Raw genomic sequence first — 12,036 nt, 5'->3', positions numbered from 1 at the left:
AATCATCGCGGTCCAATGAACCGATCAGAATGCCGCGCGGAAGGTGGGGGGCAGAGAACGCTTACGGATGATTTCATACCGTTCAGAAACGAGCTTCTTGAGGTTGTCCGCTGTATAAGCATCTATGCCGACGATGCTGGATATGGACCGCTGCTGCATTCCTTCTTTGAGCGGGTGGCGGAGTATTTCTATCCACCGGATGGCATGACCTCGTGGAACGAGACGGACTTCGACATCTTCCGCTTCATTGGGTGGGAAATGTATCTCCACGTCTGCACCGCAGTTTTCTTGTCGGGGCGACCTGATCTGTTCGAGGCAATCGTAGGCACACCCTACTACAGCGAGGGCGCTGCGCGACGGCATGGTGGCCACCGAGCGATTCAATCATTCGACATATTTTCAAACCGAATTGCGATCCTAGAGGCGCGGAACCAGCAGCTTCAACAACGGCGACTTGTCCCCGAAGCAGACCTTATCAAAGCGCGGTGCGCTGACTCACCGCACGATTTTGACAGTATCATGCAAATCGACTTCATACTCTATATGCGTGCGGAAATTCATAGTTCGGGTCGTTGGGTGCCTCAAACACTGGTCTACAAGGCGTCTCATTGGCAAGCGCCCTTCAAAGCGTTTCTCAAGGCGCGGTCCAGATTGCAGTTTGAGGGATTAGCCATATATCTGGCGATATCCAACAAGGCAGAGTTGGATGCATTCGTCGCGGATGTGGCGCAGAAAACGAAATGGTCGCCAAAATGGGACTGGGACAGATTGGACCCAGCAAAGCTGACTGATCACGAGAACCTATGCACTATTCCGTAGCCACCACTGTTGATGTTGGTCCGGTTTGGGCTAGAATCAGCCGTTTTTTTAACCCTGCCGGACATACGTCGGACCGATCAGATCCGCGCGCATTTTTTCAGCCTTGAAAATCGCCGGAAAAGGGCAGGAGTCCCGAAAGAAAATGGCCGGTCCCGGCCAGATGTTCGGCCATAGCTTGTCTTGCGCCGGCGCCGTCATGGCAGGCGATGCAGGCCACGACCTTGGCGTGTTGCAGGTTGGAATGGATCAGCGCGTCCTCGCTCGGCGGCAATTGTCCGATCAGATCGCTGAGTTCGGCCTGCAATTCGGCGGCGTGGCGGACCAGATCCTGATTGCCGGTCGCCTCGGCGATAGCGATGTGGAATTGCGCGTCCTCGCGGCGAAATGCGGTAAGGTCGCCGATAAGCTCGCCAAGGCGGCCGACGCGTTCGCGCAGGGAACCCACCTGCGTGTCGGTCGCCCGTATCGCCGCGAGCTCACAAATACCGGTTTCCAATACGAAACGTCGGTCCAGAAAGCCGCTTACCGCAACCGGACCGGAACCCGCCCCAGCACCGCCGCCCTTCCAGACCGGCGGTTTTTCGACGACGAATGTGCCGCCGTTGCGACCACGCCGCGCCATCAGAAACCCGCCGGCGGTCAACACCTGAATGGCCGAGCGCACCGTCACGCGGCTGACCCCCATCAATTCAGCAAGCTCGCGCTCGGGCGGCAATTGTTGCCCGGGCTTCAAAAGACCCAGCTTGATCGACTTGCCGATCCGCTCGACCGTCGCTTCGAACACGTTTGAACTCAGGTTGGCGCCCCGCAGCAGCGCCATTCCTTCGGCCGACAGCACCCTGTCCGCCGCGGGGGCGGGCTCTGGTTCATTGTCGAATTTTGATCCCACGTGCTTGACCGGTATTAAATGGTATGTTTAATAACCTTTACGATAATTTAACCCAATCCGGGACGGAAACACAATGGAGCTTGACGAATTAAGAAGCCTCGTTGCGTCGGGGGATATCGAGACCGTCATCATCGCGATGACGGACATGCAAGGGCGTCTTGTCGGCAAGCGGTTGACGGCACGCCATTTTCTGGGCTCGGGGGGCGACGGTATCGGGACCTGCTCGGTGGTGCTGGGGTGGGGACATGATCATGCGCTGGACCCCGGCTATGATCTCACCGGCTGGGCGAACGGTTACCCGGATCTGGTCGTGCGCCCGGATATTGCTACTTTGCGGCGCTATCCGTGGTTCGAAAAGACCGCATTCGTCTTGGGCGATGCCGTCACGCCCGAGGGCGCCCCGATCGGTGTCGCGCCGCGCACCATCCTTGCCGACATGCTCCAGCGGCTGGGGCGCCATGGGTTACGGCCGCTTTTTGCATCCGAGCTTGAATGCTATCTGCTCGACGAGACGCCGGCCTCGGCCTTTGACAAGGGCTTCGTGAAGCTGACGACCAAGCACCGCACCATGCACCCCGAGACCGTCATCCGTACCTCGGAGGATGAAGCCTATCTCGGCACCCTGCGCCGCCACATGGAAGCCGCGTCGGTACCGGTCGAGATGGTCAAGGCCGAATACGCGCCGGGCCAGATCGAAACCAATCTGGAATATGCCGATGCGATGACCGCGGCCGACCGGCATATGGTGTTCAAGACCGGCGCCAAGGAAATCGCGCTGCAGCAAGGTCTGGTCGCGGCCTTCATGGCCAAGCTTGCCCACGATCTTGGCGGCAGTTCCTGCCACATTCACATGTCGCTTGTGGACAGCGACGGCCAAAGCGCCTTTGCCTCGGGCGCTGATGGGCGCGGCACCTCGGTCACCATGCGCCATTTCCTTGGCGGCCTGACCGCCTATCTTCGCGACATATTCCTGTTCTTCGCGCCGACCATAAACTCTTACAAGCGTCTGCGACCCGGCACCTTCGCACCGGCCACCGTGACCTGGGGCGAGGACAATCGCACGGTCGCGCTGCGGCTTATCGGCAAGGGCCCCGCGCGGCGTATCGAAAACCGCATTCCCGGCGCCGACGTCAATCCGTATCTCGCCTATGCCGGGATGATCGCCGCCGGCCTTGCCGGTATCGAGGAAAAGCTGGAACCGATCGGCGCCGCCGCCACCGGCAATGCCTATGAGCTGAAAGACCGCCCGGCCCTGCCCGCCTCGCTTGAGGAAGCCGCCGCCGTTTTCGGGAATTCCAAAATGGTCGAGGCGAGCTTCGGGCCGGCGGTGCAAAAGCATTACGCCAATTTCGGCGTGCAAAGCGTCCGTTCGGCGGCCGCCGTGGTCACCGACTATGAGCGCCGGATGCTTTTGCTCGATATCTGATCACCACGCCAACCCACGGGGGGACGTCAACCATGCCATCGACCCAAAACCACCTTCCCGGCGATCCGCGGAAATGGGTGCGCGACCTCGAAGCGATCTGGCAGGCGCGCGACGGTGCGCGCGCGGCGCAAGGCTTTACCGAGGACGCCGTTCAGATCTGGGGCTCTGACCAGCGCCAGTCGGGACCGGAACTGCTGGCGCGGCCGGCCAAGTGGTTTGCCTATGCCAAGGATCTTCAGATCACAAAGCAGTACATCGCCCATACCGACGATTGTATCGTCGCGGCCTGGAACAGCGTCTACACCAGCCCCGAAACCGGCAAGAAGGTGCGCGAGCGCGGCATCGAGTATTTTCTGTTCCGTAACGGCAAGATACGCGAACAGCACGTCTGGCAACATAGCTGGAATGACGGCGAAGTGAGGAGCGGGGCAGAGTTCAGCACCGACTGACCGGCCTTGGCGATCAGGGAAAGCCGGCGGTCGATCGGGATAACAGCCGGAATGCAGAATCGGGTCGCACCTCGGATGATTGGCCGCGTAACCACGTTTCTTCAGCCATCCGACGGCGGGCACCCCACACAGACACGCGGGGGAGTGTTGAAATGTCAGCCTTGGAGTTTGAACTGAACGCTCTGCCCGGGATCGGCGCCGACCTGCTGCGCGAGATAACCCGCATATACGAATCGTCGGTGCCCATGCCCACGGCCGTGCATGCCATTCCATCCGTGCCGAAGGTCGGGCGCGGCATGGCGCGGTTGCCGGAACTGTGGGCGCTGATCGTCGATTCCTCCAGCCGTCTGGCCTCGCCGTGGATGTCGGGCCACATGGACACCGCCCCGCATCCCGCCGCCGCCCTTACCCAGGCGGTGGTGGCCGCGCTGAACAACAACCTTCTGTTTCGGGAACTGTCGCCCTTTGCCAGCGATATCGAGGAACATCTCATCGCGCATTTCACCCGGGCGCTGGGGCTGGGGAATGACTGGACGGGCCTTTTTGCCAGTGGCGGTTCCATCGCCGGGTTGACGGCCCTGTTCGCGGCCGTGGGCGGCTATGCCGGGGCCGGCGAGGGACGCGATCGGTTCCGCCTGCTGATGCCGGAATCGGCGCATGTCTCGCTGCGCAAGGCGGCCATCGTCCTCGGCATGATCGAGCGGCAGATTCAGAGGATCGACTGTGATGATGCCGGGCGGTTGGACCCCGCCGCGCTGGAGCAATCCCTGCGCCAGTTGCCGGGCGGCGCCCGTCCGATCGTCGTCAGCGTTCTGGGCACCACCATTCACGGATCGGTGGACGACATCGCGGCGGTCGCGGCGCTCTGTGCCCGCTATGGCGCATGGCACCATGTCGATGCGATCCACGGCGGCGCCTTGGCCTATAGTCACCATCACCGCCATTTCCTTTCCGGTCTCGATCAGGCCGATTCGATCACGCTCGGCCCGCAGAAATGGATGTATGTGCCCCGCGTCTCGGCGATCTGCCTGCTGCGTGGGCAACAGCGTCTGGATGATGCGCTGGGCCTGCCCCTGCCCTATTCGATCGGGGAACGCCCGCATCGCGGACGCTGGGGGTTACAGGGATCGCGGCCTGCCGATGCCGTCGTCCTGTGGGCAATCTTGCAGACGCTGGGCACCGATGCGCTGGGCAGCATCATCGACCGGCTGATCGGGCTGACCACAAAGTTCCATGAACTGCTGACCGAAAGCCAGACTCTTGTTCCCACGCATAAGCCCGACCTCAACCTGCAAGTTTTCCGCATCGGTAAAGCTGACAGGTCGGGCGACCGGCTGGCCGCGATACAGGAGCGATTGGCGGCTGCCGGCGCGACGTGGATGAGCATCTCGCGCTGGCGCGACGAGGTGCTGATGCGCGCCGTCCTGCTGTCCCCGTCGCTGACCGAAGCGCACCTGCGGCAATTCGTGCGGGATATTGAAAAGGCGGCGGATCAAACCGCATGACCTGAAAATGGGGCTGACCATGTCGTGGCTTTTGTCCCGCCGAACGATGGTCAATGTCGTTGCCGCGCGGCAAGGAACGCCTCGCCGGCCTCGCGCACGGGCCAGCGATACGCCTGACGTAACACCGCGCCTAAACGCAACGCCCTATTCGGCGGCCGTGGCATAGACCTCCAGCGGCGGGCAGGCACAGATCAGGTTGCGGTCGCCGGCAACGTTGTCGACGCGGCCGACCGGCGGCCAGTATTTGTCGACGCGGAAGGCGCCCGGCGGGAAGCAGCCCTGTTCGCGCGAATAAGCGCGGTCCCATTCGGCGACCAGATTCTCGACCGTGTGCGGCGCGTGGCGCAGCGGGCTATCGGCGGCGGCGATGCGCCCCTCGGCGACGTCGGTGATCTCGTCACGGATCGCCAGCATCGCGGTGATGAAACGATCGAGTTCGGCCTTGGTCTCGGATTCCGTCGGCTCGACCATCAGCGTGCCGGGCACCGGCCAGCTCATCGTCGGCGCGTGAAAACCGTTGTCGATCAGCCGCTTGGCGATGTCATCAACGGTCACGCCATGCTGGGCGAAGGGCCGGGTATCCAGGATGCATTCATGGGCCACCCGGCCGCGGTTGCCCATGAACAGGACCGGATAGGCCGCCTTCAGCCGCGCGGCGATGTAATTCGCGCCAAGGATCGCCACCCGCGTGGCCTGCGTCAGCCCCGCCCCGCCCATCATCAGGCAATAGGCCCACGAAATCAGCAGGATCGAGGCCGAGCCATAGGGCGCGGCCGAGACTGCGCCGCCATCCTCCTGCCGGGGATCGGCGGGCAGGAAGGGCGCCAGATGCGCCTTGACGCCGATCGGCCCCATGCCCGGGCCGCCGCCGCCATGGGGGATGGCAAAGGTCTTGTGAAGGTTCAGGTGGCTCACATCGCCGCCGATCTCGCCCGGTTTCACCAGACCGACCAGAGCGTTCATGTTCGCCCCGTCGATATAGACCTGACCGCCGTGGTCATGGGTGATGCGACAGACCTCGCGCACGGTGTCCTCGAACACGCCATGCGTGCTGGGATAGGTGATCATCACCGCCGCGAGCCGGTCGCCGGCATCGGCGGCCTTGCGGGTGAAATCCTCAAGGTCGATGTCGCCGTTCGGTGCCGATTTCACCACCACGACCTTCATCCCGCACATCTGCGCGCTGGCCGGGTTGGTGCCATGCGCGCTGACCGGGATCAGGCAGATATCGCGATCCTCGCCGCGCGAGCGATGCCAGGCCTGAATGGTCAGAAGCCCCGCATATTCGCCCTGCGCGCCGCTGTTCGGCTGCATGGAGAAGGCGTCATAGCCAGTGATCTCGCACAGCATCCGGGTCAGATCCGCGATCACCTCGGCATAGCCTTCGGTCTGCGCGGGCGGCGCGAACGGGTGCAGCGCACCGAATTCGGGCCATGTGACCGGCATCATCTCGGCCGCGGCATTCAGTTTCATCGTGCAGGATCCCAGCGGGATCATCGCCCGGTCCAGCGCCAGATCGCGGTCGGACAGGCGCCGCATATAGCGCATCATTTCCGATTCTGCCCGGTTCATGTGAAAGACCGGGTGGGTCAGATAGTCGCTGTCGCGCAAAAGCTCCCCGGGGATCGCGGGCGCCTCGGCGGGGACCGCCTCCTCGGTGATCCCGAACGCATCCAGCAGCCGGGCGATGACGCCGGTATCGGTGGTCTCATCGACACTGATGCCCACGCGGTCGCGCCCGACCTTGCGCAGGTTGATGCCGCGTTGCTCGGCAGCGGCCAGAATGCCCGCCTGCCCCACACCCACGCGCACGGTAATGGTATCGAAGAAGGCGTCGGGCTGCACATCGGCGCCGGCGGCGCGCAGCGCATTCGCCACCGTCACCGCGTTCAGATGCACACGCTGGGCGATGGCGCGCAGACCGATCGGCCCGTGGAACACCGCATAGAAGGACGCCATCACCGCCAGCAGCGCCTGCGCCGTGCAGACGTTCGAGGTCGCCTTTTCGCGGCGGATATGCTGTTCACGGGTTTGCAGCGCCAGCCGATAGGCCTTGTTGCCGGCGGCATCGACGCTGACCCCGACGATACGGCCCGGCATCGCCCGCTTCATCTCGTCCCGGCAGGCCATGAAGGCGGCATGCGGACCGCCAAAGCCCATCGGCACCCCGAAACGCTGCGACGAGCCGATGGCGATATCGGCGCCCATCGCACCCGGTTCCTTCAGCAGGCACAGCGCCAGCAGATCGGTGGCGACGATGGCGACGGCCCCGGCGTCGTGCAGGGCGGCGCATTCGGCGCTCAGGTCGCGGATATGGCCATGCGTGCCGGGATACTGGAAGATCGCCCCGAAAACGGCCTTCGGGTCGAGCGCCTCGGGATCATCGACGATCACCTCGATGCCAAGCGGCAAAGCCCGGGTGCGGATGACGGCGATGGTCTGTGGATGCAGGTTGCGGCTGACAAAGAACGCCTTGGCCTTCGACTTCGCCACCCGCTGCGCCATCGCCATCGCCTCGGCCGCCGCCGTCGCCTCGTCCAGCAGGCTGGCATTCGCCACCGGCAGCCCGGTCAGGTCGCTGACCATGGTCTGATAGTTCAGAAGCGCCTCGAGCCGGCCCTGCGCGATTTCCGGCTGATAGGGCGTATAGGCGGTATACCAAGCCGGGTTTTCAAGGATGTTGCGCTGGATCGCGGGGGGCGTGAAGGTGCCGTAATAGCCCTGCCCGATCAGGCTGGTCATGACCTTGTTGCGCGCCGCCACCTGCCGCATCCGCGCCAGCAGCGCCGCCTCGGACAGCGCCGGCCAGTCAAGCGGCTCGGCCTGCCGGATCTCGGCCGGCACGGTCTGGTCGATCAGCGCCTCCAGATCGCGGGCGCCAACGACCTTCAGCATCTCGGTCATCTCGGCCGGGCTTGGGCCGATGTGGCGGCGGTTGGCGAAATCGTCGGGGTTATAGTCGGCCGGCGTCCAGCGGGTCATCGCGGTCTCCTCACGGGCGGAATTTTCAGCAAAGGCCCAAGGACGGAACATGCGTCTTCCTTGGGCAAATATCCTCGGGGGGCCGGGGGGCAGACAGCCCCCCGGTTCGCGGCCTAGCCGATCAGCGCCAGATAGGCGTCCTCATCCATGAAACCGTCAAGCGCGGCCCCATCCGCCGGCCGGATCTTGAAAAACCACGCCGCCATCGGATCGTCATTCACCATCCCCGGCGCATCCGGCAGCGCCGCGTTCACGGCGGTGATCGTTCCGGCGACGGGCGCCACGATGTCCGACGCGGCCTTGACCGATTCGATCACCACGATCTCCTCGCCCGCCGCGACCTCGCGCCCGACCTCGGGCAGTTCGACGAAAACCACGTCGCCCAGTTGTTCACTGGCGTGACGGGTAATGCCTACGGTGATGTCTTCGCCATCCTGGCGCAGCCATTCGTGGTCCTGAGTGTATTTCAGCATCTGTTCGGCCTTTCAGCGTTTATAGGTCGAGGGACGAAAGGGAAGCGGCGCGACGGTGACCGGAACCCGCTTGCCGCGCAGTTCGGCCCAAACCGTGGCGCCATCGGCAATGCGCACGGGGATCGGCGCCATGGCGATCGGGGCGCCGACATCGGGACCAAACCCGCCCGAGCCGACCCGGGACAGGCTTTCTCCGCCGGTCTCGGCATCGAAAATCTCGACGCCCTCGCGGATCGGGGCGCGGCCCTGCGGCCGCAAGCCACGGCGCATCATGGCCGGCCCGTCGGCCAGTTCCGGTAAGATCACCCCGGCCCCCGGGAACCCCCCGGCACGTGCGCCGCCTTGGCGGCGCAGCTTCGGGATCGACCAGCCAAGTGCTGCTTGCGCCGGGCTGGTGTTCTGATCCATGTCATGGCCGTAAAGCGGCAATCCCGCCTCCAGCCGCAGGCTGTCGCGCGCCCCCAGACCGATCGGCGCGACCTCGGCCATATCCAGCAATGCCCGCGCAAACGGCTCGGCCACCGCCGCCGGAACCGAGATCTCGAATCCGTCCTCGCCGGTATAGCCGGACCTGCTGACCCAAAGGGTCGCGCCGTTCCAGTCGAAATCCCGCACATCCATGAAACGCATTTCGGCGACGCCGGGCAACAGACGGGCCAAGGCCGCTTCGGCCTCGGGGCCCTGAAGCGCCAGCAGCCCGCGGTCGGTCAGATGCGTGATCGCCACCCGATCACCGATCTTTTCCAGATGCCGAAGATCCTGATCGGTGCAGGCCGCGTTGACGACCAGCAACAGATGATCGCCCCGGTTGGTGATCATCAGATCGTCCAGAATGCCGCCGTCGTCACTTGTGAACAGCCCGTACCGCTGCCGCCCCGGGGCAAGCCCGGCGATATCGGCGGGCACGAGCGTCTCCAACGCCGCGGCCGCATCTGCGGGATCCCCGCTTCTGGGGCGCAGGATGACCTGCCCCATATGGCTCACGTCGAACAACCCGGCATGGCTGCGGCAATGCATATGTTCGGCCAGAACGCCCATCGGATATTGAACCGGCATCTCCCAGCCGGCGAAAGGCACCATGCGCGCGCCCCGGGCGGCATGCAGATCGTGTAAAGGCGTCTGGCGCAATGCGACCATGCCATTCCTCCAAAGTTTGGCCGGTCAACCGGCATCGGCGTCGACGGAACCTGACGGTCCGTCCTTCGATGCCCCCTCTGTCCCTTGCGCCTGAGATCGTTATCCCGTCGGCGGACGCATGCGCGCCTCTCTCCAGAGTTGTTGTGAGGAATACGGTCCCTTGCGCCTGAGAGTTTACCGGGGCGGTTGCTCCTTCGGCACCGGCCCTTGGGCCGGATTCTCCCGAATTCCTTGCGCCAAGCCCTAGCGCCGCGCCACCCTCCTGACAAGAGAAATGTTCGGAAACCGGCTATTTCTTACCGGATTCCGACTTTGTTGATGGATCAGAGGCTCGGCGGCCGCCGATCGGTCACATCACGCTGTTCGAGGCCCCACCGTCCAGCAGGATATTCTGGCCGACGATAAAGGCCGCCTGCTGGCTGCACAGAAAGGCGCAGGTCGCCCCGAAATCGGCGGCCGTGCCGTATTTGCCGGTCGGGATGGTCTTTTGCCGCTTCTCTCTGGCCTCAGCGGCGCTGATTCCCTCGGCCTTGGCCACGCCGCCGTCCAGACTGACGGCGCGGTCGGTATCATGGATGCCGGGCAGAAGATTGTTCACGCAAACCCCGCGGCCGGCCACCTGCCGAGACATGCCGGCCACAAAGCCGGTCAGCCCGGCCCGCGCCGTATTCGACAGCCCAAGCACCCCGATCGGGGTCTTGACCGACTGGCTGGTGATATTGACCACCCGGCCCCAGCCGCGTTCCATCATGCCGGGCACCAGCGCCTGCATCAGTAAGATGGCGGTCATCATATTGGCATCCACCGCCTTGATGAAATCGTCGCGCGTCCAGTCCATCCACATCCCGGGCGGCGGCCCGCCGGCATTGGTGACGAGAATATCGGCCTGTCCCAGCGCCTCAAGAACCTTTGCGCGGCCCGCGTCGGTGGTGATATCGGCGGCGACGGGCGTCACCTCGACCTTATATTTGTCGGCGATCTCGAATGCCGTCTGGTGCAGCGCATCGCTGCCCCGGGCGTTGATGACAAGATTGACCCCCGCTTCGGCCAGCGCCTCGGCGCATCCGCGCCCCAAACCCTTCGAGGCCGCGCAAACCAGCCCCCGTTTGCCCCTGATCCCCAGATCCATCCTGCACCCTTTCTGTATCGCCGGTGGCAAGGGAACCGCGACGCGCCACAAATGTAAAGGCCGCGCGGCGCATGCTTGACATCGCGTCGCCAAAAGGCCAAATACCGCGCCGGATGGGGCCGTAGCTCAGTTGGTAGAGCGTATCGTTCGCAATGATAAGGCCAGGGGTTCGATTCCCCTCGGCTCCACCAGATGATCCGCTGTCATTGGAGCATAAGAGTGCCGATTTAGGGCATAAGCTTACCGATTGCGTGTCAATATGGCCAATGTAGCACAGTTGCGTGTCGTGAGGGACACGATTTTCAGGTGAGTTTGCTATGGATGCGCCGATTTCTTTCGGAGAGGTCTGACGTCGCGGATGAAGTAGACAGCCCGCTGTTTCTCGGCGTGATCGTGTCCTATTGAGGGCAAAACGAATAAGGATAGATCATGCGAACTCACCTTGCTGCCCTTCTCGCGCTTACGCTCGCTACCGGATGTGCGGTTGGTTCTGGTGCGGTGATCAAAGGTGCCGGGCCAGATGATCTTCTGAAACTCCGCGAAGGCCCGGGCCTCGAACACAAGATCATCATCGGTCTACCAGACGGAACGCGCCTCACCCGCCAGAATTGCGTGAGGAACAACGGGAAGGTCTGGTGCAGGGTCTTCCTCACTGACAGGCCCGGCGTTTCGGGCTACGTTTCGGCGGACTATCTGGCACATCGCTGACGGCATTCATCGGCCCTTAGCGGACGGTCAGGTTGGTGCCCACCATATCCCGCTAGTGTTGTCCTCAAAGAGACCATCGACCCTACGCGCAAGCCCTTCGAGCAGTATCCTAGCTTGCGGGTTTGCTGGATCGAACTCAGTCCATCCTGCCACTACGAATGTGCCCTGGTCGGTCGTAGTGACTATTTCGTCATCAGTGCCTCCAAAAGACAGCCGAGCATCGCAGTTCGAAAGTTTGGTCCGTATGGCCGACGGCGCACGCTGTGAAAAATCTTCGGCTTCTTCAACGACCCACTCCTCAGCTTCTAGCTGAGCCAAGAACACGATGGGACTGACTATAAGCAATTGAGGGACGACATAGTCACCTAGCCGCCACTCTGTCTGGCTCACCTCGGCCCCCACCGCTTGCAGGTATTCCTTCACCTGAAAAAGCGTAAGCGGAGGGATGGACTGTCTAGGTTGTGTTGACAAAAGGGATTCACATCAGTCTTTGAGCATGATTCAAGCTGGCATCTGCGA

General features: G+C 63.2%; 10 protein-coding genes, 1 tRNA gene and 1 riboswitch. Of the genes, 6 read left to right on the top strand and 5 right to left on the bottom strand.

Features of this window, described 5'->3' with window-relative positions; all coding sequences use genetic code 11:
* On the top strand, window positions 1-819 hold an 819-nt coding region (locus ACFSCT_RS19465), incomplete at its 5' end, for a hypothetical protein (RefSeq protein ID WP_379145622.1).
* A 97-nt stretch (window positions 820-916) separates the two neighbouring features.
* Here the strand turns inward: ACFSCT_RS19465 and ACFSCT_RS19460 are convergent.
* Window positions 917-1,708, bottom strand: a complete 792-nt coding sequence (locus ACFSCT_RS19460; protein ID WP_379145619.1) for a FadR/GntR family transcriptional regulator — start codon at window positions 1,706-1,708, stop codon at window positions 917-919.
* Between the two features lie 73 nt (window positions 1,709-1,781).
* Between ACFSCT_RS19460 and ACFSCT_RS19455 the strand changes: the two genes are divergently transcribed.
* The 3 genes from ACFSCT_RS19455 (at window position 1,782) to ACFSCT_RS19445 (ending at window position 5,088) form a co-directional block, all read left to right on the top strand.
* Window positions 1,782-3,134, top strand: coding sequence for a glutamine synthetase family protein (locus ACFSCT_RS19455; RefSeq protein WP_379145616.1), 1,353 nt, complete (start codon window positions 1,782-1,784; stop codon window positions 3,132-3,134).
* 32 nt (window positions 3,135-3,166) lie between these two features.
* Window positions 3,167-3,583 (top strand): nuclear transport factor 2 family protein, encoded by a 417-nt coding sequence (locus ACFSCT_RS19450; protein WP_379145614.1) that lies wholly within the window; start codon window positions 3,167-3,169, stop codon window positions 3,581-3,583.
* A gap of 152 nt (window positions 3,584-3,735) precedes the next feature.
* Complete coding sequence (locus ACFSCT_RS19445) at window positions 3,736-5,088, top strand: pyridoxal phosphate-dependent decarboxylase family protein (protein ID WP_379145613.1); 1,353 nt, start codon at window positions 3,736-3,738, stop codon at window positions 5,086-5,088.
* Between the two features lie 144 nt (window positions 5,089-5,232).
* Here the strand turns inward: ACFSCT_RS19445 and gcvP are convergent, their stop codons facing one another.
* The 4 genes from gcvP to ACFSCT_RS19425 all read right to left on the bottom strand — a co-directional run bounded on the left by gcvP (window position 5,233) and on the right by ACFSCT_RS19425 (window position 10,809).
* A complete protein-coding gene (gene gcvP, locus ACFSCT_RS19440) occupies window positions 5,233-8,070 on the bottom strand; it encodes an aminomethyl-transferring glycine dehydrogenase (protein WP_379145611.1) in 2,838 nt (945 codons plus the stop codon).
* A gap of 113 nt (window positions 8,071-8,183) precedes the next feature.
* Window positions 8,184-8,540, bottom strand: coding sequence for a glycine cleavage system protein GcvH (gcvH, locus tag ACFSCT_RS19435; RefSeq protein ID WP_379145624.1), 357 nt, complete (start codon window positions 8,538-8,540; stop codon window positions 8,184-8,186).
* Window positions 8,541-8,555: 15 nt separating this feature from the next.
* Window positions 8,556-9,680: a glycine cleavage system aminomethyltransferase GcvT gene (gcvT, locus tag ACFSCT_RS19430; protein WP_379145609.1), complete on the bottom strand. Its 1,125-nt coding sequence runs from the start codon at window positions 9,678-9,680 to the stop codon at window positions 8,556-8,558.
* 143 nt (window positions 9,681-9,823) lie between these two features.
* Window positions 9,824-9,915, bottom strand: a riboswitch (glycine riboswitch).
* 114 nt (window positions 9,916-10,029) lie between these two features.
* A complete protein-coding gene (locus tag ACFSCT_RS19425) occupies window positions 10,030-10,809 on the bottom strand; it encodes an SDR family oxidoreductase (RefSeq protein WP_379145607.1) in 780 nt (259 codons plus the stop codon).
* 115 nt (window positions 10,810-10,924) lie between these two features.
* On the opposite strand from ACFSCT_RS19425, the gene ACFSCT_RS19420 reads away from it, so the two are divergent.
* Window positions 10,925-11,000 (top strand) — tRNA-Ala (locus ACFSCT_RS19420).
* A 238-nt stretch (window positions 11,001-11,238) separates the two neighbouring features.
* Window positions 11,239-11,517, top strand: coding sequence for an SH3 domain-containing protein (locus ACFSCT_RS19415; protein WP_379145605.1), 279 nt, complete (start codon window positions 11,239-11,241; stop codon window positions 11,515-11,517).
* Window positions 11,518-12,036: the final 519 nt, after the last annotated feature.

This window comes from Paracoccus pacificus (assembly GCF_042680785.1).
Classification (GTDB): Bacteria; Pseudomonadota; Alphaproteobacteria; order Rhodobacterales; family Rhodobacteraceae; genus Paracoccus; species Paracoccus pacificus.
The sequence above is the reverse complement of the archived record's forward strand: the minus strand, read 5'-3'. Positions and strand labels throughout refer to the sequence as shown.